At 63.0% G+C, this 21,294-nt stretch carries 18 protein-coding genes and 7 tRNA genes; 5 read left to right on the top strand and 20 right to left on the bottom strand.

Features of this window, described 5'->3' with window-relative positions; all coding sequences use genetic code 11:
- Positions 1 to 112 precede the first annotated feature (112 nt).
- Entirely contained in the window at positions 113 to 991 is an 879-nt protein-coding gene (locus ACIPZC_RS11390; RefSeq protein ID WP_400626967.1) for a LysR family transcriptional regulator, read from the top strand.
- Between the two features lie 61 nt (positions 992 to 1,052).
- Complete coding sequence (locus ACIPZC_RS11385) at positions 1,053 to 4,349, top strand: PAS domain S-box protein (RefSeq protein ID WP_400626965.1); 3,297 nt, start codon at positions 1,053 to 1,055, stop codon at positions 4,347 to 4,349.
- Positions 4,350 to 4,474: 125 nt separating this feature from the next.
- Here ACIPZC_RS11385 and ACIPZC_RS11380 read toward each other — a convergent pair whose 3' ends face one another.
- The 13 genes from ACIPZC_RS11380 to uvrB form a co-directional block, all read right to left on the bottom strand.
- Positions 4,475 to 4,918: an Hsp20 family protein gene (locus ACIPZC_RS11380; protein WP_241803051.1), complete on the bottom strand. Its 444-nt coding sequence runs from the start codon at positions 4,916 to 4,918 to the stop codon at positions 4,475 to 4,477.
- A 150-nt stretch (positions 4,919 to 5,068) separates the two neighbouring features.
- A complete protein-coding gene (locus ACIPZC_RS11375) occupies positions 5,069 to 6,040 on the bottom strand; it encodes a tRNA dihydrouridine synthase (RefSeq protein WP_400626963.1) in 972 nt (323 codons plus the stop codon).
- 50 nt (positions 6,041 to 6,090) lie between these two features.
- Positions 6,091 to 6,525, bottom strand: coding sequence for an acyl-CoA thioesterase (locus ACIPZC_RS11370; RefSeq protein WP_400626961.1), 435 nt, complete (start codon positions 6,523 to 6,525; stop codon positions 6,091 to 6,093).
- A gap of 43 nt (positions 6,526 to 6,568) precedes the next feature.
- Complete coding sequence (locus ACIPZC_RS11365; RefSeq protein ID WP_400626959.1) at positions 6,569 to 7,402, bottom strand: alpha/beta fold hydrolase; 834 nt, start codon at positions 7,400 to 7,402, stop codon at positions 6,569 to 6,571.
- A gap of 23 nt (positions 7,403 to 7,425) precedes the next feature.
- Complete coding sequence (locus tag ACIPZC_RS11360) at positions 7,426 to 7,965, bottom strand: TetR/AcrR family transcriptional regulator (RefSeq protein WP_267822104.1); 540 nt, start codon at positions 7,963 to 7,965, stop codon at positions 7,426 to 7,428.
- A 169-nt stretch (positions 7,966 to 8,134) separates the two neighbouring features.
- Positions 8,135 to 8,210 (bottom strand) — tRNA-Glu (locus ACIPZC_RS11355).
- 42 nt (positions 8,211 to 8,252) lie between these two features.
- A tRNA-Ala gene (locus ACIPZC_RS11350) sits at positions 8,253 to 8,328 on the bottom strand.
- Between the two features lie 64 nt (positions 8,329 to 8,392).
- A tRNA-Glu gene (locus ACIPZC_RS11345) sits at positions 8,393 to 8,468 on the bottom strand.
- A 42-nt stretch (positions 8,469 to 8,510) separates the two neighbouring features.
- Positions 8,511 to 8,586 (bottom strand) — tRNA-Ala (locus tag ACIPZC_RS11340).
- 51 nt (positions 8,587 to 8,637) lie between these two features.
- Positions 8,638 to 8,713: transfer RNA gene (locus ACIPZC_RS11335), tRNA-Glu, on the bottom strand.
- A 72-nt stretch (positions 8,714 to 8,785) separates the two neighbouring features.
- Positions 8,786 to 8,861, bottom strand: a tRNA-Ala gene (locus ACIPZC_RS11330).
- A gap of 246 nt (positions 8,862 to 9,107) precedes the next feature.
- Positions 9,108 to 10,589, bottom strand: a complete 1,482-nt coding sequence (gene gltX / locus ACIPZC_RS11325) for a glutamate--tRNA ligase (RefSeq protein ID WP_241803046.1) — start codon at positions 10,587 to 10,589, stop codon at positions 9,108 to 9,110.
- Between the two features lie 145 nt (positions 10,590 to 10,734).
- Positions 10,735 to 12,750 (bottom strand): excinuclease ABC subunit UvrB, encoded by a 2,016-nt coding sequence (uvrB, locus tag ACIPZC_RS11320; protein ID WP_241803045.1) that lies wholly within the window; start codon positions 12,748 to 12,750, stop codon positions 10,735 to 10,737.
- A 287-nt stretch (positions 12,751 to 13,037) separates the two neighbouring features.
- Here uvrB and ACIPZC_RS11315 point away from each other — a divergent pair, with 287 nt between their 5' ends.
- On the top strand, positions 13,038 to 14,234 hold the full coding sequence (locus ACIPZC_RS11315) for an amino acid aminotransferase (protein WP_400626954.1): 1,197 nt from the start codon (positions 13,038 to 13,040) through the stop codon (positions 14,232 to 14,234).
- A 74-nt stretch (positions 14,235 to 14,308) separates the two neighbouring features.
- Positions 14,309 to 14,384, top strand: a tRNA-Asn gene (locus ACIPZC_RS11310).
- Between the two features lie 61 nt (positions 14,385 to 14,445).
- Here ACIPZC_RS11310 and ACIPZC_RS11305 read toward each other — a convergent pair.
- The 4 genes from ACIPZC_RS11305 to ACIPZC_RS11290 all read right to left on the bottom strand — a co-directional run bounded on the left by ACIPZC_RS11305 (position 14,446) and on the right by ACIPZC_RS11290 (position 17,399).
- Positions 14,446 to 15,006 (bottom strand): DUF1285 domain-containing protein, encoded by a 561-nt coding sequence (locus tag ACIPZC_RS11305; RefSeq protein ID WP_400626952.1) that lies wholly within the window; start codon positions 15,004 to 15,006, stop codon positions 14,446 to 14,448.
- Positions 15,007 to 15,016: 10 nt separating this feature from the next.
- Positions 15,017 to 15,622 carry a DUF4823 domain-containing protein gene (locus tag ACIPZC_RS11300; RefSeq protein ID WP_400626950.1) on the bottom strand — a complete coding sequence of 202 codons (606 nt, stop codon included), beginning with the start codon at positions 15,620 to 15,622 and terminating at the stop codon, positions 15,017 to 15,019.
- A 65-nt stretch (positions 15,623 to 15,687) separates the two neighbouring features.
- A complete protein-coding gene (locus tag ACIPZC_RS11295) occupies positions 15,688 to 16,656 on the bottom strand; it encodes a GTP 3',8-cyclase MoaA (protein ID WP_400626948.1) in 969 nt (322 codons plus the stop codon).
- 107 nt (positions 16,657 to 16,763) lie between these two features.
- The gene (locus ACIPZC_RS11290; RefSeq protein ID WP_012313442.1) at positions 16,764 to 17,399 is read right to left on the bottom strand and encodes a TetR/AcrR family transcriptional regulator; all 636 of its coding nucleotides are present in this window, start codon (positions 17,397 to 17,399) and stop codon (positions 16,764 to 16,766) included.
- A 71-nt stretch (positions 17,400 to 17,470) separates the two neighbouring features.
- Between ACIPZC_RS11290 and ACIPZC_RS11285 the strand changes: the two genes are divergently transcribed.
- On the top strand, positions 17,471 to 18,604 hold the full coding sequence (locus ACIPZC_RS11285) for an aminotransferase class V-fold PLP-dependent enzyme (RefSeq protein ID WP_400626946.1): 1,134 nt from the start codon (positions 17,471 to 17,473) through the stop codon (positions 18,602 to 18,604).
- A gap of 261 nt (positions 18,605 to 18,865) precedes the next feature.
- On the opposite strand, the gene ACIPZC_RS11280 is transcribed toward ACIPZC_RS11285, so the two are convergent.
- The 3 genes from ACIPZC_RS11280 to tmk are packed head-to-tail and all read right to left on the bottom strand — an operon-like array spanning position 18,866 to position 21,290.
- Entirely contained in the window at positions 18,866 to 19,648 is a 783-nt protein-coding gene (locus ACIPZC_RS11280) for a TatD family hydrolase (RefSeq protein WP_241803039.1), read from the bottom strand.
- A 30-nt stretch (positions 19,649 to 19,678) separates the two neighbouring features.
- The gene (locus ACIPZC_RS11275; RefSeq protein WP_400626943.1) at positions 19,679 to 20,665 is read right to left on the bottom strand and encodes a DNA polymerase III subunit delta'; all 987 of its coding nucleotides are present in this window, start codon (positions 20,663 to 20,665) and stop codon (positions 19,679 to 19,681) included.
- The gene (gene tmk / locus ACIPZC_RS11270) at positions 20,658 to 21,290 is read right to left on the bottom strand and encodes a dTMP kinase (protein ID WP_241803037.1); all 633 of its coding nucleotides are present in this window, start codon (positions 21,288 to 21,290) and stop codon (positions 20,658 to 20,660) included. Before tmk ends, ACIPZC_RS11275 begins: the two co-directional genes overlap by 8 nt.
- Positions 21,291 to 21,294 lie beyond the last annotated feature (4 nt).

Below are 21,294 nucleotides of genomic sequence, written 5' to 3'. Positions count from 1 at the left end.
CGTCTTTCTATGCCAAAGACCCCTTGGCTTGTACGGACGATGCTATGGCGATACATTGAATAACTCAAATTCATAATTTTCATGCTTTGCATAACCATCAGGAATTCGAACAATGGACCTGGCCAACCTGAGCGCCTTCATTGCCATTGCCGAGACCGGCAGCTTCTCCGGGGCCGGCGAGCGCCTGCATCTGACCCAACCGGCCGTGAGCAAGCGCATTGCCGGGCTGGAGCAACAGCTGGACGTGCGCCTGTTCGATCGCCTGGGCCGTGAGGTGACCTTGACCGAAGCTGGCCGCGCCCTGCTGCCGCGCGCCTATCAGATCCTCAACGTCCTCGATGATACCCGACGTGCGCTGACCAACCTGACCGGGCAGGTGAGTGGTCGCCTGACCCTCGCCACCAGCCATCACATTGGCCTGCACCGCCTGCCCCCGCTATTACGGGCATTCACTCGCCAGCACCCGGCCGTGGCGTTGGATATTCAGTTCCTCGATTCGGAAGCGGCCTACGACGAGGTGCTGCACGGCCGCGCCGAGATAGCGGTCATCACCCTGGCACCCGAGCCCCATCACCTGATCAAGGCCATCCCCGTCTGGGACGACGCCCTGGACTTCGTCGCTGCCCCCGAGCACCCGCTGGCCAGCAATACCCAGGTCAGCCTGGCGGACGTCGCCCGCCACCCGGCGGTATTCCCAGGCGGCAATACCTTCACCCACCACATCGTCCAGCGCCTGTTCGAAAGCCAGGGGCTGGCCCCGAACATCGCCATGAGCACCAACTACCTGGAAACCATCAAGATGATGGTCTCGATCGGCCTGGCCTGGAGCGTGCTACCGCGCACCATGCTCGATGATCAGGTTGCACCCATCGCATTACCCGGCATACAGCTGTCACGCCAGCTAGGCTACATATTGCATACCGAGCGAACGCTATCGAACGCCGCCAGGGCCTTCATGGCCTTGCTCGACAGCCACGCAGGGCCCGCCTGACCGGTCGTCAGGCCTGCACTTCCAACCCAGGGACGCCTCAAACGCCAAAGGTCTGGTACCCATGCCCAAATCAGCAAACCGCTTTCCGCGCCTGCCGCGCATCCCTGCGGCCAATCCCAGGGAGTCGGAGCAGGCCTGGCAGAACGCACCGCAACTGCTGGCTGCGCTCAATGGTGCACGCCTGGGCGCCTGGCTGTGGGACATCGACAGTGGCCGGGTGAGCTGGTCGCGCGGCACCCAGGCACTGTTTGGCTTCGATCCGCAGCGCCCTCTGCCCAACGATATCGATTACCTCGACCTGCTGCCGGAAGAAGATCGCGCCCGCACGCGTCAACTGTTCCAGGCAGTGGTCAACGGTGAGCCGGCCGAGAAAGCCATGCGCCATCGCATCCGCTGGCCGGACGGGAGCCTGCATTGGCTGGAAATCAACGGCAGCCTGACCCACGACCCCCAAGGCCGGCCCCAGATGATCGGGGTGATCCGCGAGATAACCCGCCAGCGCGAGCGGGAAACCGCCCTGATCAACTCGGAGAAGCGTTTTGCCACCCTGTTTCACCTGAGCCCCAACGCGATTCTTCTCACCCGCCGCCACGACGGCATGATTTTCGAAGTCAATCAGCATTTCGAGGACATGTTCGGCTGGCCCGGTGACCAGGTGATCGGCAAGACCAGCCTGGAGCTCGGCATCTGGGTGAACCCGGAGCAGCGTCACCAGGTGCTGGAGGCGACCCGTGCCAGCGGCAGCCCGGCCATCATGGAGGTGCAGTTGCGCGCCAGCAGCGGCAAGATTCACGACGGCATTCTGTGCACCCAGGGCATCGAGCTGGAAGGGGTGACGTTCCTGCTCAGCACCTTCGTCGACACGTCCGAGCGCAAACGCGCCGAGCAAGCGCTCAAGGATAGCCAGGAACGCCTTGACCTGGCCCTGGACTCGGCGCAACTGGGCACCTGGGACTGGCACATTCCCAGCGGCATGCTCTATGGCTCGGCCCGCGCCGCGCAATTGCACGGGCTGGACCCGATACCTTTTCACGAATCGTTCGACGCGTTTTTCGAAGGCGTGCCCCAGGACGAGCGCGATGGCATGCGCCAGGCTTACCGCAGCCTGCGCGAAGGCCCCGCGGGCAACTACCAGATCACCTACCGTGTGCAACTGGAAGACGGCGCTTCACGCTACATCGAAAGCCGGGCACGGCTGTACCGCGACGAGCACGGTAACCCGTTGCGCATGGCTGGCACCCTGCTGGACATCACCGAGCAGGTCGAGCGCGAACTGCGCCTGAGCGCCTCGGAAGAGAAATTCGCCAGCCTGTTCCAGGTCAGTCCCGACCCGATCTGCGTAACCCGCCAGGACACCGGCCAGTTCATCGAGATCAACCCGGCCTTCACCCAGACCTTTGGCTGGGGCAGCGAGCAGGTGATCGGCCGTACCGCTGAACAGATCGGCCTCTGGGCCGAGTCGATCGAACGCGCGCAACGCATCGAACGGGTCATCCGCGAACAGGCCCTGAGCAACGTGGCCGTGGTGGTCAACCACCGCAACGGCTCACCCCTGACCTGTGTGATTTCCAGCCGGCTGATCAGCGTCGACAACCAGCCCTGCAGTGTCACCACCCTGCGCGACATCACCCAACAGCAACGGGCCGAAGCAGCGCTCAAGTCCAGCGAAGAGAAGTTCGCCAAGGCGTTTCATTCCAGCCCGGACGCCATCACCATCACCGAGCGCCACAGCGGCCGCTATGTGGAGGTCAACGATGGGTTCTGCCGGCTCACGGGCTACAGCACCGCCGAAGTGATCGGCCGCAGCGTCTACGAGCTGGGTATCTGGGCCGACGACAAGCAGCGTAGCGCTTTGCTGATTGAGCTGAAGGAGCGTGGCCGGGTGCACCACCGGGAGATGCTCGGGCGCACCAAGCGTGGCGACATCCTCACCGTAGAGGTCTCGGTGGAACCGATCAGCCTCAACGAGACCGATTGCCTGCTACTCACCGCCCGCGATGTCAGCCAGCTGAAGAATGCCCAGGCGCAGATCCGCCACCTGGCCTACCACGACCCGCTGACCAACCTGCCCAACCGCGCCTTGCTGATGGACCGCCTGAGCCAGCAGATCGCCCTGCTGCGCCGGCACAACCTGCGCGGCGCCTTGCTGTTTCTCGACCTCGACCATTTCAAGCACATCAACGACTCCCTCGGCCACCCGGTCGGCGACACGGTGCTGAAGATCATCACCGCCCGGCTGGAAGCCAGTGTGCGCCTGGAAGATACGGTGGCACGCCTGGGTGGCGACGAATTCGTGGTATTGCTCAGTGGGCTGGAAGGCAGCCGCGAGGCCGTGGAGAACAAAGTTCGCGAGCTGGCCGATACCCTGCGCGAACTGCTGGCCGAACCCATGTCGCTGGATGGCCAGCGCCTGCAGGTAACACCGAGCATCGGCGTGGCCTTGATCCCGGACCACGGCACCACCCCTGCCGACCTGCTCAAACGCGCCGACATCGCCCTTTACCGTGCCAAGGACTCAGGGCGCAACACGACCCAGTTGTTCCATACCACCATGCAAAAGGCGGCCAGCGAGCGCCTGCGCATGGAAAGCGACCTGCGCCTGGCACTGGCACGCGGTGAACTGGCCTTGCACTTTCAGCCCCAGGTGGACGCCCGCGACAACCGTATCGTCGGGGCCGAGGTACTGTTGCGCTGGCACCACCCGCAACTGGGCCAGCAACCGCCGGCTCAGTTCATCCAGGTGCTGGAGGAAAGCGGCCTGATCCTGGAAGTGGGCAGCTGGATACTCGACGAAGCCTGCGACGCTTGCTCGCGGATGCTGGCAGACGGGTTGATCGATGCCGATGATTTCAGCCTGTGCGTGAACATCAGCCCCAGGCAGTTCCGCCAGAACGACTTCGTCGAACGGGTGCTGCGCAGCCTGGACGACTACCGCCTGCCACGGCACATGCTCAAGCTTGAGATCACCGAAGGCATCGTGATCCAGAACCTGGAAGACACCATCAGCAAGATGCGCGAGCTCAAACGCCATGGGGTGAGCTTCGCCATGGACGATTTCGGCACGGGCTACTCCTCGCTGACGTACCTCAAGCGCTTGCCGGTGGACGCACTGAAGATCGACCAGACCTTCGTGCGCGACGCTCCATTGGACGCCAACGACGCCGAGATAGTCCGCGCCATCGTCGCCATGGCGCGCAGCCTGGACCTTGCGGTGATCGCCGAAGGCGTGGAACTGACCGAGCAACTGGAGTTTCTTGAACGGCTGGGGTGCCACCTGTACCAGGGTTACCTGCACAGCCGGCCGCTGCCGCTACCGGAGTTCCGGCAAATGCTGCTGGAAGCCCCCGCCGATTTCTAAACGAGGAAAAGCGATGGGGTGCCGGCCAAGCGCAAAAAAGCCGGCCCCCACAGGTACGGCGCGATCCTGTGGAGGCCGGCTTGCCGGCGATGGGCTGCTTAGCAGCCCTGATACAGCCGCCAGCCTCAGTTGAGTGCTGGTTTGTCACCATTGATCGGAATGCGCTTGGCCTTGGCTTCTTCCGGCACGAGGCGCAGCAGGTCAATGCTGAGCAGCCCATTGGCAAGGCCGGCTGATTTGACCTCGATATGGTCCGCCAGGCGGAACGACAGCTTGAATGCGCGCTGGGCGATGCCCTGGTGCAGATAGGTCACTTCATCAGCGCTGTTATCGCGTTTGCCACCGATCACGGTCAGGACGCCTTTCTCGACCTGAAGGTCGAGGTCCTGTTCCTGGAAACCGGCTGCGGCAACGACGATGCGATAGTGGTCATCGCCATGTTTTTCAACGTTGTAGGGAGGGTAGCTGCTACCCGCCTCGTTACGTGCCGCAGACTCGAACAGGTCGTTGAAACGGTCGAAGCCAACGGAATGGCGGAACAGGGGTGCAAGAGAGAAAGCGGTAGTCATGGTCATAAACTCCTGAGATTCAGCAAGTAAAGTCACTACGCGACCCGACTTCGGCATCGCGTACTGAATAAATAAGGCTCAGGAAATGGCTTTCAAGGGGTAAAAACAAAAAATTTTTCGGTGATTTTTACCGCCCCCCGGCACCACGGATCACGCGACACAGGCGTCGAATGCCTGCACCTCAGCGCCCAGCAGCCGAGTGATCCGCTGGCAATCATCTTCCCTGCGCAGCTCGGCAAACAGCAGCACCGCTTCGGGATAACTGCGCGTCAGCATCGCCAACCACTGCTTCATCCGCCCCGGCGCATAACGCGGCGACAACTTGGCCTGGGCCTGGCGCCAGAACTCGCGCAGCAAGGGCAACAACGCCTCCCAGCTCATCGGCTGGTACTCACGCCCGTCACGCGCCGCCGCAATCTGCAAGGCCAGGTCCGGCCGCGACACCAGGCCCCGGCCGAGCATGATGTCCTCGGCCCCGCTCACCTCGCGGCAACGCCGCCAGTCGTCCACGGTCCAGATCTCACCGTTGGCGAACACCGGCACCTTGACCACATCCTGCACCCGCGCCACCCACTCCCAGTGCGCGGGCGGTTTATAACCCTCGACTTTGGTACGCGCATGCACCACCAGGTGCGCCGAGCCGCCCTCGGCCAGGGCGCTGGCGCACTCGAGGGCACCGTCCGGGCTGTCAAAGCCAAGGCGCATCTTGGAGGTGACCGGGATGTGCGCCGGCACTGCGCGCCGCACTTCCCGCACGATGGCGTGCAGCAGTTCGGGCTCCTTGAGCAGCACGGCGCCGCCGCGCGATTTGTTCACCGTCTTGGCCGGGCAACCGAAATTAAGGTCGATGACCGGCGCACCCAGCTCACAGGCCAACGCCGCGTTTTCGGCCAGGCAGACGGGATCCGAGCCCAGCAACTGCACCCGCATGGGCACGCCGGCGGCCGTGCGCGCGCCCTGGCGTAGCTCAGGTGCAAGCTTGTCGAATGAAGACGCAGGCAGCAGGCGGTCGCACACGCGGATGAACTCGGTGACGCACCAATCGATGCCGCCCACTCGGGTCAGGACGTCGCGCAGGATGTTGTCGACCAGCCCCTCCATGGGGGCCAGGGCAATTTGCATTTCGAGGTCTCGCCGGGAAAAGCCGGCAGTCTAACAAAAATGCCGGGGATTCAGGCGCCGGTCAGCGCCGGACCGTAGCCGTCGATGAACTCCGCCGGCATGCGCCTGGGCTTGCCGCTGGACAATTCGATACAGGCGAAGGTGGTCTGCGCGCGCAGCAGGGTCACACCGTCACGCGGGCGCTTGAGCTGGAAACGCCGGGTCATGCGCAGGCGCTGGTCCCAATCGATGATCCAGGTTGCCAGTTGCAACTCATCATCTTCGTAGGCGGCAGCGAGGTAGTCGATTTCATGGCGCACCACCGCCATGGCCCGGTCAAGGCGCCGGTACTCGTGCAGGTCCAGCCCCAGGCGCTGGGAGTGGCGCCAGGCGCAACGCTCCAGCCAGGTGACGTAGACCGCGTTGTTGGCGTGCCCGAGGCCGTCGATGTCCTCGCCGCCGACACGCAGGTCAATGATGAATGGCGTTGCCAGGTCCCAACTCATGCCCGCTCCCAATGTCAGTGAACGGGCAGAGTGTATCGGATGTTCAAGCGCTTTGCCGGGCCGGCGCACCGGCACGCGACAGTAGTTCGAGCACCGCCTCGCTCACGCGCGGGTCGGCGAGTACGCGCTGGTGGCCACCCGCTTCCAGCCGCAGCAGGCGGCTGTCGAACCAGGCCTTGTGGATGACCTCGGCCTCACTGGCGGGCACCAGGGCATCATCGGCGGCATGCACGACCAGCCCTGGCAACTCCAGCTGGTAACCGCTGACATCCAGGCGGTTGATCTGCATGCCGACGTCCTGTTCGACCTTGCGGATGAACGCCGCCCTGGCGCGCGCCGGCAGGCCAAGGTGGCGGGCGAAGCCGCGCAGCACACCCAGCAGCTGGGCCGGCGCTGCAATACTCACCGCAGCCTCGGCCCGAAGCCCCATCTGCAGGGCCAGCAAGACACTGGCACCGCCCATGGAATGGCCGATCACGGCACGCAACGGCGGTAGTTCCGCGGCAGCCTCCAGCAGCGCACGGGCAAACAGCACCACGTGCGCTTGCTGCCCAGGCGAACAGCCATGGGCCGGCCCCTCCAGAGAGACCACGGTATGCCCGGCCTTTACCAGGGCTTCGATCAACGCGGCAAACTGGGTCGCACGCCCTTCCCATCCGTGCATCAGCAACACGGTCGGGCCTTGCCCCCAACGCAATGCCGACAGCCCGAAGCGCAGGGTGATACGCTCAGCGCTCGCCAGCAATGGCAGCTCCCACTGCCTTGGCGGCAGGTTGCGCGGGGTCATGAAGGCCCGGTGCATCTTGCCGGCTACATGCTCCGGGGCCAGACGCCCCAGGGTGCCATTCACACCGCGAATCCAGCTCAGGGTAGTCATCGCCTTGCTCCAGGGTCGGAAACTTAGATAACCGCCGATTTGGCGGCACGCAGGATGCGGTCAGACAGCTCACCGGTGCCCAGCGCGCGCGCCAGGGCCAGGCCACCTATCATCAGCGCCAGATCAGCCAGCGCCTTGTCGGCGTCTTCAGGGCGGTCAACCATGGCGGCCGTCATCAATTCGATGTGCTCGGCCAGCACCTCGCGAAACACGTCTGGCAGGCGCTGCATCTCGCCGATCGAGTTGGGCAGAGGACAGGCATGCACCTCGGCATCGCGGTGCTTGCGCGACAGGTAGAAGGCACTCACCAGTGCCCGCCGCCCTTCCCCGTCCAGGCTCGGATCAACCTGAGCCAGCAGCTCCCTGCGCTCGCTGAGCAATTGGCGGAATGCCTCCAGCATGAGCTCGTCCTTGCTGTCGAAGTGCGCATAGAAGCCTCCTACGGTCAGCCCCGCAGCACCCATGACCTGGCTGACGCTGGGCTCGGCGGGACCGTGCTGGATCAACGCGCTTCGAGCAGCTTCGAGGATGCGCTCCCGGGTCTTGGTCTTCTTGTCGCTCATGGCCGGCTCACGATCAGAATATGATGATCGAAATATTATTCTCATAATATTTTTTGGCAAGCAGAATCGACCACCGCCTGTCGGCACACATTTTCAAGGAGGGAGAAAAACAAAAGGCCCATTCAATAATCGAATGAGCCTCTAAAGTCCCGCAAAACGCGGGTAAAAATGGCGTCCCCTAGGGGACTCGAACCCCTGTTACCGCCGTGAAAGGGCGGTGTCCTAGGCCACTAGACGAAGGGGACATAACCTTCGCGAAGGTCCGCAACGGCGAACCCTGGCTAAATTGGTGGAGCTAAGCGGGATCGAACCGCTGACCTCCTGCATGCCATGCAGGCGCTCTCCCAGCTGAGCTATAGCCCCGAAAACAAAAGGCTCATCCAATAGGCGAATGAGCCTCTTTAAGCCCCGCAAAACGCGGGTAAAGTGGCGTCCCCTAGGGGACTCGAACCCCTGTTACCGCCGTGAAAGGGCGGTGTCCTAGGCCACTAGACGAAGGGGACGTAACCTTCGCGAAGATCCGCACATGCGAACCCTGGCTAAATTGGTGGAGCTAAGCGGGATCGAACCGCTGACCTCCTGCATGCCATGCAGGCGCTCTCCCAGCTGAGCTATAGCCCCGGATTTCTAGCCTCTCGGCCCAGCGACAGTGAACCATCGCTTGTGCAAAACTGGCGTCCCCTAGGGGACTCGAACCCCTGTTACCGCCGTGAAAGGGCGGTGTCCTAGGCCACTAGACGAAGGGGACGAACCTTCTTACCTTCAAGACCCGGTTGCTGGACCCGGTCTTGCTTACCAGCCAGAGCTGTTAAGCGGAATTTGGTGGAGCTAAGCGGGATCGAACCGCTGACCTCCTGCATGCCATGCAGGCGCTCTCCCAGCTGAGCTATAGCCCCACAATGTCGCGTTGAACTGAATCACCGGCTGGGTGCCTGGCGCTTCGTTTCGTTCATCGCTGTGGACGGGGCGCATATTAAGTTCGGATTGCAGGGCTGTCAAACTAAATTTTGAAAATATTCAAAAGTTTTTTCACAGATAACAACCACTTACCGCCCTGCCCTGATTCAGGCGCCCGGCTTTTCGGCACCGGCGCCAGTGCCAGCGGCATAACCCGCTGGCACTGGCACCGCGTCAATGCCGCATCAGGCAATGTTGGCCAGCAGTTTTTCCCACTCTTTGTTTTCTTTCTTGGACACGCCACCGAGCAGGTCCAGGGCTTGGCGCAGGCGATAGCGGGTAAGGTCAGGGCCGAGGATTTCCATGGCATCGAGCACCGACACCGAGCTGGCCTGGCCGGTGATGGCGGCGAACATCAGCGGCATGGCGTCACGCAGCTTCAGCTCCAGCGCTTCGACCACGGCCTGGATGCAGCCAGTGATGCGCTCTTTTTCCCACTGACGAAGGCTTTCCAGTTTCCACAGGATCAACTGCATCACCTGGCGCACCTGGTCGGCGGACAGTTTCTTGCTTTCGAACAGCCTGGCGTCGAGCTTGAGCGCGCCCTCGAAGAAGAAACCACCCAACGGGGCAACCTGGCTGAAGGTTTCGACCCGCCCCTGTACGTGCGGGGCAATCTTCATCATGTAGTCGCTGTTGAACGCCCACTTCTGCAGACGCGCGGCGAATGCTTCCACCGGCAGTTCGCGCAGCCACTGGCCGTTGAGCCAGGACAGCTTCTCGATGTCGAAGATCGGCCCGCCCAGAGAGATACGCGACAGGTCGAAGTGCTCGACCATTTCGGCCAGGGAGAACTTCTCGCGCTCATCCGGCATCGACCAGCCCATGCGGCCGAGGTAGTTGAGCATGGCCTCAGGCATGAAGCCCATGCGCTCGTAGAAGGTCACCGAGGTCGGGTTCTTGCGCTTGGAGAGCTTGCTCTTGTCCGGGTTGCGCAGCAGCGGCATGTAGCACAGCTTGGGCTGCTCCCAGCCGAAGTATTCGTACAGCTTGATCAGCTTGGGTGCCGACGGCAGCCACTCTTCACCGCGCAACACGTGGGTGATGCCCATCAGGTGGTCGTCGACCACGTTGGCCAGGAAGTAGGTCGGCAGGCCGTCGTTCTTCATCAGCACCTGCATGTCCATGCGGTCCCATGGGATCTCGACATCGCCACGGAGCATGTCCGGGACCACGCAGATACCTTCGCTCGGTACCTTCATGCGGATCACATGGGGCTCGCCAGCGGCCAGGCGGCGCTGCACTTCCTCATCGCTCAGCAGCAACGCGCGGCCGTCGTAGCGCGGGGTTTCACCGCGGGCCATCTGCTCGGCGCGCATCTGCTCCAGCTCTTCGGCAGTGCAGAAGCAGTAGAACGCATGGCCGGCATCGACCAGCTCCTTGGCGTAGCGGGCGTAGATCTCGCCACGCTCGCTCTGCCGGTAAGGGCCGTGCGGGCCACCTACATCCGGGCCTTCGTTCCATTCGATGCCAAGCCAGCGCAGGGCATCGAAGATCTGCTGCTCCGACTCGCGGGTCGAGCGGAGCTGGTCGGTGTCTTCGATGCGCAGGATGAACTCACCGCCATGCTGCTTGGCGAAGCAGTAGTTGAACAGGGCGATGTAGGCAGTGCCGACATGGGGGTCGCCCGTGGGCGATGGCGCGATACGCGTGCGAACGGTGGTCATGGAGGGTCTCGAACGAAAGATGAAACAAAGGCACGATGTTAGCAGGGTGCGGGCACCGCGCTCCAGCGCGGGAGGTGGGTTATTGGGCGACGGCCGGCATGGACACCGCCCAACGCCATGCCGCCGTCACAGGCCGAACCAGCCTTCAACTGGTGATCAACCGCTCGCGCAGCTTGGTAATCTCGTCGCGCAACTGCGCCGCCGCCTCGAATTCCAGGTCGCGGGCAAACTGCATCATTTTCTCTTCCAGTTGCTTGATGCGCTTGGTGATCTCGCCCGGCGTACGCAGTTCGGCTTCGTAACGGGCGCTCTCCTCTGCGGCCTTGGCCATGCCCTTGCGCTTCTTGCTGCGCGCCCCCGGCACGGTGGCGCCTTCCATGATATCGGCAATGTCCTTGACCACGCCCTTGGGCACGATGCCATTGGCCTGGTTGAAGGCGACCTGCTTCTCCCGGCGGCGCTCGGTTTCATCGATGGCACGCTGCATGGAGCCGGTTATCTGATCGGCATAGAGAATCGCGCGGCCATTGAGGTTGCGCGCCGCACGCCCGATGGTCTGGATGAGCGAGCGCTCGGAGCGCAGGAAGCCTTCCTTGTCGGCATCGAGGATCGCCACCAGCGACACCTCTGGCATGTCCAGGCCCTCGCGCAGCAGGTTGATGCCCACAAGGACGTCGAACGTGCCCAGGCGCAGGTCACGGATGATTTCCACCCGTTCCACGGTGTCGATGTCCGAGTGCAGGTAGCGCACCCGCACATCGTGATCGGCCAGATAGTCGGAAAGGTCCTCTGCCATGCGCTTGGTCAACGTGGTGGCCAGCACCCGCTCGCCCTGCTCCACGCGCTTGCGGATTTCCGATAGCAGGTCGTCGACCTGGGTCAGCGCCGGGCGCACCTCGACCTGCGGGTCGACCAGCCCGGTCGGGCGCACCACCTGCTCGACCACTCGCCCGGCGTGCTCGGCTTCATAAGGCCCGGGCGTTGCCGAAACGAAGATGGTCTGCGGGCTGACCGACTCCCACTCATCGAAGCGCATCGGCCGGTTGTCCAGCGCCGACGGCAGGCGAAAACCGTACTCGACCAGAGTTTCCTTACGCGAGCGGTCGCCCTTGTACATCGCCCCGACCTGCGGAACGCTGACGTGGGATTCGTCGATCACCAGCAGCGCATCGGCCGGCAGGTAGTCGTAGAGGGTGGGCGGCGGCGCACCCGCCGGGCGCCCGGACAGGTAGCGCGAGTAGTTCTCGATGCCATTGCAATAACCCAGTTCGAGGATCATCTCCAGGTCGAAACGGGTACGCTGCTCCAGGCGCTGGGCCTCGACCAGCTTGTTGGCCTTGTGCAAGTACTCGAGGCGGTCCTTGAGCTCGTCCTTGATCCCTTCTACCGCCTCCAACAGGGTTTCCCGAGGGGTGACGTAGTGGCTCTTGGGGTAGAAGGTGAAGCGCGGCAGCTTGCGAAAGACTTCGCCGGTGAGCGGGTCGAACGCAGCGATGTTCTCTACCTCGTCGTCGAACAGCTCGATGCGGATGGCTTCAAGGTCCGATTCGGCCGGGAAGATATCGACTACGTCGCCGCGCACACGGAAGGTGGCGCGGGCGAAATCCATCTCGTTGCGCGTGTACTGCAGATCCGCCAGGCGGCGCAGCAGCGCGCGCTGGTCAAGCTTGTCGCCGCGGTCGACGTGCAGGACCATCTTCAGGTAGGTCTCGGGGCTGCCCAGGCCGTAGATGCAGGAAACCGTGGTGACGATGATCGCATCGCGGCGCTCCAGCAGCGCCTTGGTCGCAGACAGCCGCATCTGCTCGATGTGATCGTTGATCGAAGCATCCTTCTCGATGAAGGTGTCCGACGACGGCACGTAGGCTTCGGGCTGGTAATAGTCGTAATAAGAAACGAAATACTCGACGGCGTTGTTCGGGAAGAACGCCTTGAACTCGCCATACAACTGCGCGGCCAGCGTCTTGTTGGGCGCCAGCACCAAGGTCGGGCGCTGCACCTGCGCGATGACGTTGGCAATGCTGAAGGTCTTGCCCGAACCGGTCACACCGAGCAGGGTCTGGTGCGACAGGCCCGCCTCGATGCCCTCTACCATCTGGCGGATGGCCTCGGGCTGGTCGCCGGCCGGCTGAAAACGGGTGACGAGCTGGAACTCGGACATGTCGGACCTCGCGGTAACGCAGTAACTGTAAATTTAGCCAGTAGTCTATACCCAAATGCGCCCGCCAGGGGTCGCATTCAAGGCGGCGCAGTGCACGCTCCCTGCGGTGGACCCGGCAAATCGACCAATGGTTGAAAAAAATTTGCGCAAATCGCCGTAAAAGCTGCGCCGCACTGTCGCAGTGACCGGTCGGTATCACTATACTGACTCCCCGTTTGTGCACCGCTTCAGTGCATTCGGCTGGAGCGTGTACGCCCTATCACTCTCCATTCAGAGCCAAGGTAACAATGAGCCTGTTTTCCGCTGTCGAGCTGGCACCCCGCGACCCCATTCTGGGCCTCAACGAAGCATTCAACGCCGACCCCCGTACCGACAAGGTCAACCTGGGTGTGGGCGTGTATTGCAATGAGGAAGGCCGCATTCCGCTGCTGCGCGCCGTGATCGAAGCCGAAACCCAGCGTGCTGCCCAGCATGCTTCGCGCGGCTACCTGCCGATCGACGGCATCGCCACCTACGACCAGGCCGTACAGAAGCTGATTTTCGGCGCCGAATCGCCACTGCTGGCCGCCGGCCGCGTGGTGACCGTACAGGCCGTTGGCGGCACCGGTGCATTGAAGATCGGCGCCGACTTCCTCAAGCGCCTGTCGCCCAATGCCGTGGTCGCCATCAGCGACCCGAGCTGGGAAAACCACCGCGCCCTGTTTGAAACCGCCGGCTTCCCGGTACAGAACTACCGCTACTACGACGCCCCGAGCAACGACGTCAACCGCGCCGGCATGCTCGAAGACCTGAACAGCCTGCCGTCCGGCTCGATCATTGTCCTGCACGCTTGCTGCCACAACCCGACAGGCGTCGACCTGAGCCTGGACGACTGGAAAAACGTGCTGGAAGTGGTCAAGGCCAAGGGCCACGTGCCGTTCCTGGACATGGCCTACCAAGGCTTTGGCGAGGGCATCGGCGAAGACGCCTTTGCCGTGCGCCTGTTCGCCGAGTCGGGCCTGGACTTCTTCGTTTCCAGCTCGTTCTCCAAGTCGTTCTCGCTGTACGGCGAACGCGTTGGCGCACTGTCGATCGTTACCGGCAACAAAGACGAGAGCACCCGCGTGCTGTCGCAAGTCAAGCGCGTGATCCGTACCACCTACTCCAACCCGCCGACCCACGGCGCAACCATCGTCGCCACCGTGCTCAACAGTGCCGAACTGCGTGAGATGTGGGAAGCCGAACTGGGTGAAATGCGCCAGCGCATCCACGGCATGCGCAAGCAGATGGTCGAACTGCTGGCCCAATACGGCGCCAAGCGCGACTTCAGCTTCGTCGGCCGTCAAGCGGGCATGTTCTCCTACTCGGGCCTGACCGTAGAGCAAGTGGCACGCCTGAAGAACGAGTTCGGCATCTATGCACTGGACACCGGCCGTATCGCTGTGGCCGCACTCAACCAGAGCAATATCCACGTGGTGACCAAGGCCATCGTGGAAGTACTGTAACTGCTTGATTTGGCTGCCTGATTTGCTGGGGGCGGGTTGACTTGCCCCTGGCAATCAGTAAGATAGGCGCAGATTCCGCGATAGCTCAGTCGGTAGAGCAAATGACTGTTAATCATTGGGTCCCTGGTTCGAGTCCAGGTCGCGGAGCCAAATACCAAAAACCTCCAGATGCGCAAGCACTGGAGGTTTTTTCATGGCTATGCAAAAGTAATCAGCAGTCGCGCCCGATGGGGTAGAACTGCCCATGGCTCCAGACGCCCAGCCAAGGCTCGCCATCGATCTCACCAGGCACCGCCAGCTCGACCAGCTGGTAGAACACATTGCGATGGATCAATGCCTCCAGGTTGCTGCGCATCAGCACATAAGGCGAAGGCTCCTGAGTGACAGGGTCGACCTCCACCCGCAGCGGATTGCCCGGCCCGGCCTCAACCTGGTCCTCGACGTTGCTGGTAAAACTCAGCACCTGCTGCTCGCCCGCACCCCGCACATCCAGCGTCACGGCAACGAACGGCGCATCGTCGACCCGAATACCCACTTTCTCCACCGGGGTGACCAGGAAGTAGTCGTCGCCATCGCGACGGATGATGGTGGAGAACAAGCGCACCATGGGCTTGCGCCCGATAGGCGTACCCAGGTAGTACCAGGTACCGTCACGCGCGATACGCATATCGATGTCGCCACAGAAGTCCGGATTCCACAGATGCACCGGCGGCAGCCCCTTGTGTTTGGGTAACTGCGCCAGAAGATCGTTGGCCTTGCCGGAATCTGTCATCACCCTGCCCTCACTCACTCATACCCAGAAGGCTACGAGCGTACTCGCGCATCGGCGCTGCGAGCAAATCCTGCGGCGTATTGTCGTGGAACGTCAACAAACCGCCACGGCTTTTGATACGCGCAGTGTCTATGAGGTAGCGGGTATTGGTTTCGATCAGCATCATCTGTACCACACCGGTGTCCCAGCCCAAGCGGTCGACAGCCTGCTCGTCATACCACTCATCACCGTTGCCGATACGGTCGTCGGTGCGGGCAAAACGGGTGTACAGCACATAGTCGGCGCCGACCGACCGGGCCTCCGCGATGGCCTCTTCGAGCCCCAGCGGGCCCTGGGCGCGCCGCACCAGCGGGAAATACTCGACGAAGCTCTTGAAGGCCTCCTCGGCGACCACGTTCTGCTGCGGTACTGGCCCCTTGCTTGGCGGCACGAAGGCGCCCTGGCCGATGAAGATGAACGAATCGGGCTGCAGGCGAATCGACAGCGTGCGGCGTGTATCGCTGTGATCCAGTAGGCCGGCATCGCTCATGTGGTAACGGACGCCCTCGCCCATATCGCTGACATTCATGCAGCCGCCCAGCGCCATAAGCGCCAGCAGCAAGACCAGGCTACGCATCTTTCCTCCAGTGACCGGCGACGAAAAACCGGCGAATAGCCGGCGGATGCAGCTTTTGCGCCAGATCAGCCGCCGATCACCTTCATCACCATCACGTCCCCCGAAAACGCCAGCGCCTGTTTGTCAGCCAACGCTTTGACCAGCAACCGCTGCAGGGCTGGCAGCGCCAGATGGCGAGGCTGCTCCAGCAGATCGCCGACAAAGTGACGGTTGCTCGACGACAGGCACCCATGCAGCCAGCCGGTCGATGACAGGCGCAGGCGCGAGCAGCTTCGGCAAAACGGTACGCTCTCGTTGGCAATCACGCCGAAATGGCCTTTGCCCGGTATCTGGTAACGCAGCGCAGTGGCATCCAGCGGCGCATCGGCCCTCTCGAAAGCATGTGCCTGGCCAATCAGGTCCAACAGCTGGTCGAGGCCGACGAACTGCTGCAGGAATGCGTTGTGATCACGGGCCAGATGGCCCATGCGCATCAGTTCGATGAAACGCAGCTCAAAGCCTCGGGCCAGGCAGTAATCGAGCATGGGCACCACCTGGTCCAGGTTCTGCCCACGCATGGGCACCATGTTCACCTTGATCTGCATGCCCCTGGCACTGGCCTGCTGCATGCCCGCGAGCACGCTGGGCAGGTCGCCACCGCGGGCGATGCGTCGAAATGCCTGGGGGTCCAGCGTGTCGAGGGAGACATTCAGGCGACGGATGCCGGCCGCCTGCAACTGCGGCAATTTACGCCCGAGCAACTGACCATTGGTCGTCAGGGTGATGTCCTGGAGTTCGAGCTTGGCCACTGCCGCCAAAAAAGCATCCAGCCTTGGGCTGACCAGTGGCTCACCCCCGGTGATACGCAGGCGCTCGATACCGGCGGCTTCGATCAGATAGGCCACCCCGCGGGCCAGCGCTTCGGCGGACAGCTCATCCTGCGCCGCAACCAGGCGTTTGCCGTTGGGCACGCAGTAGCTGCAGGCATAGTTGCAGGCAGCCGTCAGGCTGACGCGCAGGTTGCGAAAACGCCTGCCTTGACGATCGACAATCATGAATGACTCCGGCATGGATGAAACGGGGCCGGCAAAACCTGACTCAAAATTCAGGTTTTTGCAAGCCCCCGTTCCACACCGGGGTCAGTGGAGCGGGATGCAGTGCTTCAGCTCGCCGGTTCCGGATCACGTTTGCGCTTGTTGCCCATGCGCACGCCGATATCCATGAGGAACTGGAAGAAACCTTCCTGATCCTCGAGCACGTTGCTCCAGAATGGCGAGTGGTACAGCGCCACGGCACCGTGCACCAAGGCCCAGGCGGCGCAGTAATGGAAGTATGGCGGCACGTCTTCGAGCTTGCCTTCGCTGATGCGGCCCTTGATCAGCTGGGTCAGCCGATCGAAGTTGGAGGCACGTATGCTGTGCAGCTCCTCGACCATCTCCGGCACCTGGTTGCCCTTGACCACCTTTTCTTCCAGGCGATCGAACAACCGGTAACGCTGCGGGTCGCGCATGCGGAACTCGAAATAGGCGCGCGACAGCGCCTCCTTGTCGCGGTCGACATCGGCCGAATGCAACAGCGCATTCAGGTCGCGCTCGTAGTCGAGCATCAGGCGCAGGTAGATCTCCGCCTTGGACTTGAAGTGCTTGTAGATCGTACCTTTGCCGATACCGACGGCGTCAGCGATCATCTCGACGGTGACACTGTCTTCACCCTGTTCGAGAAACAGCTTGAGCGCAGTATCGAGGATTTCCTGTTCGCGACGGCGAAACTCACGGACCTTACGAGGTTCTTTCTGCATGGGAAGGACTGGATGACATTGAAGCGGTTTATTATGCCTAACTTGCAGCAAATTGCACGGATCATCCAACCATGTCTATGTTTCACGATGAGTTCGACCAGGCGCCGGGGCTGCGCTACCTGAACCACGCGGCCATCGCCCCCTGGCCACGCAGGGCCAGCGAGGCCGTGGCGCGCTTTGCGCAGGAAAACGTGAAACGGGGCGCCAGTGACTACCCGGCATGGCTGGCCACCGAGCGCCGCCTGCGTGAACGGCTGGCGCGCCTGCTCAACGCGCCCTCACGCGGCGATATCGCGTTGGTCAAGAACACATCCGAAGCGCTGTCGCTGGTGGCGTTCGGCCTGGACTGGCAGCCTGGCGACCAAGTGGTGATCAGCGACGAGGAGTTCCCTTCCAACCGGGTGGTCTGGGAAGCGCTGACGGATCGCGGCGTCGAGGTGGTGCAGGCGAGCCTTGCCGGAGCCGATCCTGAGGCCTCGCTCCTCGCCGCCTGCACCGGGCGCACACGCCTGCTGGCGGTCAGCGCCGTGCAGTTCGGCAGCGGCCTGCGCCTGGACCTGGCGCGCCTGGGCCAGGGGTGCCGGGCACGCAATGTGCTGTTCTGCGTCGATGCCATTCAGCAGATTGGCGCCGTGCCTTTCGACGTGCAGCGCTCTGACTGTGATTTCGCCATGGCTGACGGCCATAAGTGGATGCTGGGCCCTGAAGGCCTGGGGGTATTTTACTGCAGGGCCGCGTTGCGCCCGCAGCTAAGGCTCAACGCCTATGGCTGGCACATGCTGGATAACCTGGGGGACTTCGAACGCCGTCAGTGGCAGCCGGCCCACAGCGCCCGACGGTTCGAATGTGGTAGCCCGAACATGCTGGGCGCTTGCGCGCTGGAGGCCAGCCTGTCGCTGCTCGAGGACGTCGGCATGGACGAAGTTGCCCGGCAATTGCAGCGCCGCGTCGAGCAGCTGCACCAAGGGCTGGCGGGTATCGCCGGGGTCCAACTGCACAGCCCGGACACCCCGCAGCGCCGGGGTGGGATTGTCACATTCAGTATTTGCGGCCAGCGCAGCGCGGACATTCATCGCAGCCTGATGGCAGAGCGGACGATCTGTGCCCTGCGCGGCCCAGGTGTGCGCTTTTCCCCGCACTTCTATACCAGTGAGCAGCTTATCGACGAAGCTGTGCAGCAAGTTCGGCGCCTGGCCATGCGCTGAGGAAGGAAGCGAGCTCTGGCGTATTCCAAATCTGTTTAAAAAACGAACAATTGCCACTGGCACTGCGCCAAACCTGACCAATACTAGAAGTGTTGGCGCGGCGCATCCCCCCCAGTGGCGCGCCGATAAAGGTACTCACGGACCGCGTACCTTTGTTTTACTCCTAATGGTCTTAACCCGGATTCCTCCCCCAGAACCCGGGTTTTTTTTGCCTGGATGACGACAGTGAGCCCGCTGCGCCGCTCATCGTGAGCGCCCTGGTCAGGCCACCCGGGCCAAGGGGAACAGGCGCTTGAAGTTGTCGGTGGTCTGCCCGGCCAACTGCTCGTAGCTGACGCCACGCAAGGACGCCACGTACTCGGCCACCTCTCGCACGTACTGCGGCAGGTTCGGCTTGCCACGGTAAGGAATCGGAGCCAGGTACGGCGAATCGGTCTCCACCAGCAATCGATCGACCGGCACCTGTCGCGCCACCTCGCGCAAGGCATCGGCATTGCGGAAGGTGACAATGCCCGACAGCGAAATGTAGTAACCCAGGTCCAGGGCCGCCCTGGCCATCTCCCAGTCCTCGGTGAAGCAATGCAGCACGCCGGCTTGTGGCAGGCTGGCCTCACGCAGCAGCGCCAAGGTGTCGGCTTTGGCTGCTCGCGTGTGCACGATCACCGGCTTGCCGGTCTGGCGCGATGCCTCCAGGTGCAAGCGGAACGACGCCTGTTGCAGCTCGGCCGCCTCCGGCTCGTAGTGGTAGTCCAGCCCGGTTTCGCCAATCGCGACGACATGCGGGTGCGCCAGTTCGCGCAAGAGCCATTCCAGCGCCGGGGTCTCGCCGGGGGCCAGATCCAGCGGGTGCACGCCCACCGAGCAGTCGACATCGGCGTACTGCTCGGCCAGCGCCTTCACTGCACCGGCATTTTCGGCACTGACACCGATACACAGAAAATGCCCGACCCCGCGCTCGCGGGCCGCCTGCAGGGCGGCATCGAGAGAGCCCTGATGGGCACTGAGGTCAAGACGGTCGAGGTGACAATGAGAATCTACGAGCATGGGAGACGTCACACATGAAAAATTGAAGAATCAGCGGGAACCCGGCAACTGCACCCAGTGGGCCAGCAAGGCTTCCAGCAGCAGCACGCGGTTGAGGTTGGCCTTGCCCAGCACCTTCTGGCGCTGTTCGAGGATCCACGCCTGCACCTCGAGCACCTTGGCCTGCCGGCTCTTCTGCGCAAGGTATTGCACAACCTTGCGCATATCGGCCAAGCCTAGCCCCTCCTCGTCCTGGGTCAATTGATAACGCAAGACCAGGTGCGACCAGTCAAAGAACCAGTCGAACAGCAACAGCAGGGGTACACCACTCCAGGCCTCGGCCAGCTGGGTGGGTGATTGTTGCTGCTTGAGCAGCTTTTTCACGCCATCGGTCACCAGCGCACGCTGCTCGCGCACCCCTTGGGCCTGCAGGTTCACCGCCATCAACGGCGAGCCGGCAGCGAGGGTCAGCAGCTCGTCACGCTCGGCCTCGTCACTGTCGGCCAGCGCGGTGGCCAGCCAGGCCTGGCTCTGGGCAAGACTCGGCTGTGGGCTGCTGACTTGCTGGCAGCGGCTCTTGATGGTCGGCAACAGGCGGCTGGGCTGGTGGCTGACCAGTAGCAGCACGGTGTCGCCGGAGGGCTCTTCCAGGCTTTTGAGCAAGGCGTTGGAAGCATTGACGTTCATCGCCTCGACCGGCTCGATCAGGATGACCTTGCGCCCACCCAGCTGCGCGGTCTGCACCACGAAGGACACCAGCTCGCGCACCTGATCGACCTTGATCGGCTTGTCAGCCTCTTCCGGCTCCAGCACAAAGTTGTCCGGATGGCTGCCCGCCTTGAGCAGCAAGCAGGACTTGCACTGCCCACAGGCATCGAGCCCCTGTGGCTGCTGGCACAACAAGCGGGCCATCAGGCGCTCGGCCAAGGCGCGCTTGCCGATACCCTGCGGCCCGTGCAGCAGGTAGGCGTGGGCGTGCAGCGCACGCCCGGCCAACTGCTGCCACAGCGCCTGCTGCCAAGGGTAGGCTTCAGCCACGGCAACGCTCCAGGATGCCCGGCAACAGCGCGTCTATGGCGCGCTGCACGGCTTCCAGCGGCTGCGCCGCGTCCAGCAGATCGTAGCGCTGCGGCTCGCGTTGCGCGCGCTGCAGGTAAGCCTGGCGCACGGCCTCGAAGAAGGCCTGCCCCTCCTGCTCGAAACGATCCAGCCGCCCACGGGCGGCGGCACGGGCCAACCCGACTTCCACCGGCAGGTCGAAAACCAGCGTCAGGTCGGGGCGCAACTGGCCTTGGACAAACTGCTCCAGCACGGCGATCCGCTCCACCGAAAGGCCGCGGCCACCGCCTTGGTAGGCGTAGGTAGCGTCGGTGAAACGATCACACAGCACCACGGCGCCACGGTCCAGCGCCGGGCGGATCACCTGCGCCAGGTGCTGGGCGCGCGCGGCGAACACCAACAGCAGCTCGGTATCGGCAGCCATCACCTCATCACTGGGTGCCAACAGCAGTTCGCGCACCTTTTCAGCCAGCGGCGTACCGCCAGGCTCGCGGGTAAGCACCACATCCAGCCCCTGCTCTCGCAGGCGTGCCGCCAGGTAATCACGGTTGGTACTTTTGCCCGCGCCTTCGGGGCCTTCCAGGGTAATAAACAAGCCGCTCACAGGC

This window comes from Pseudomonas sp. NPDC089743 (genome assembly GCF_044748785.1).
Classification (GTDB): Bacteria; Pseudomonadota; Gammaproteobacteria; order Pseudomonadales; family Pseudomonadaceae; genus Aquipseudomonas; species Aquipseudomonas putida_X.
This window is presented reverse-complemented; position numbering and strand designations above follow the sequence as displayed.

What these genes read in the sequence shown, in the direction of transcription:
- ACIPZC_RS11390 (WP_400626967.1), top strand. Translation starts at nt 113, where the DNA reads ATGGACCTGGCCAACCTGAGCGCCTTCATTGCCATTGCCGAGACCGGC.
- ACIPZC_RS11385 (WP_400626965.1), top strand. Translation starts at nt 1,053, where the DNA reads ATGCCCAAATCAGCAAACCGCTTTCCGCGCCTGCCGCGCATCCCTGCG.
- ACIPZC_RS11380 (WP_241803051.1), bottom strand. Translation starts at nt 4,918, where the DNA reads ATGACTACCGCTTTCTCTCTTGCACCCCTGTTCCGCCATTCCGTTGGC.
- ACIPZC_RS11375 (WP_400626963.1), bottom strand. Translation starts at nt 6,040, where the DNA reads ATGCAAATTGCCCTGGCCCCCATGGAGGGGCTGGTCGACAACATCCTG.
- ACIPZC_RS11370 (WP_400626961.1), bottom strand. Translation starts at nt 6,525, where the DNA reads ATGAGTTGGGACCTGGCAACGCCATTCATCATTGACCTGCGTGTCGGC.
- ACIPZC_RS11365 (WP_400626959.1), bottom strand. Translation starts at nt 7,402, where the DNA reads ATGACTACCCTGAGCTGGATTCGCGGTGTGAATGGCACCCTGGGGCGT.
- ACIPZC_RS11360 (WP_267822104.1), bottom strand. Translation starts at nt 7,965, where the DNA reads ATGAGCGACAAGAAGACCAAGACCCGGGAGCGCATCCTCGAAGCTGCT.
- gltX (WP_241803046.1), bottom strand. Translation starts at nt 10,589, where the DNA reads ATGACCACCGTTCGCACGCGTATCGCGCCATCGCCCACGGGCGACCCC.
- uvrB (WP_241803045.1), bottom strand. Translation starts at nt 12,750, where the DNA reads ATGTCCGAGTTCCAGCTCGTCACCCGTTTTCAGCCGGCCGGCGACCAG.
- ACIPZC_RS11315 (WP_400626954.1), top strand. Translation starts at nt 13,038, where the DNA reads ATGAGCCTGTTTTCCGCTGTCGAGCTGGCACCCCGCGACCCCATTCTG.
- ACIPZC_RS11305 (WP_400626952.1), bottom strand. Translation starts at nt 15,006, where the DNA reads ATGACAGATTCCGGCAAGGCCAACGATCTTCTGGCGCAGTTACCCAAA.
- ACIPZC_RS11300 (WP_400626950.1), bottom strand. Translation starts at nt 15,622, where the DNA reads ATGCGTAGCCTGGTCTTGCTGCTGGCGCTTATGGCGCTGGGCGGCTGC.
- ACIPZC_RS11295 (WP_400626948.1), bottom strand. Translation starts at nt 16,656, where the DNA reads ATGATTGTCGATCGTCAAGGCAGGCGTTTTCGCAACCTGCGCGTCAGC.
- ACIPZC_RS11290 (WP_012313442.1), bottom strand. Translation starts at nt 17,399, where the DNA reads ATGCAGAAAGAACCTCGTAAGGTCCGTGAGTTTCGCCGTCGCGAACAG.
- ACIPZC_RS11285 (WP_400626946.1), top strand. Translation starts at nt 17,471, where the DNA reads ATGTCTATGTTTCACGATGAGTTCGACCAGGCGCCGGGGCTGCGCTAC.
- ACIPZC_RS11280 (WP_241803039.1), bottom strand. Translation starts at nt 19,648, where the DNA reads ATGCTCGTAGATTCTCATTGTCACCTCGACCGTCTTGACCTCAGTGCC.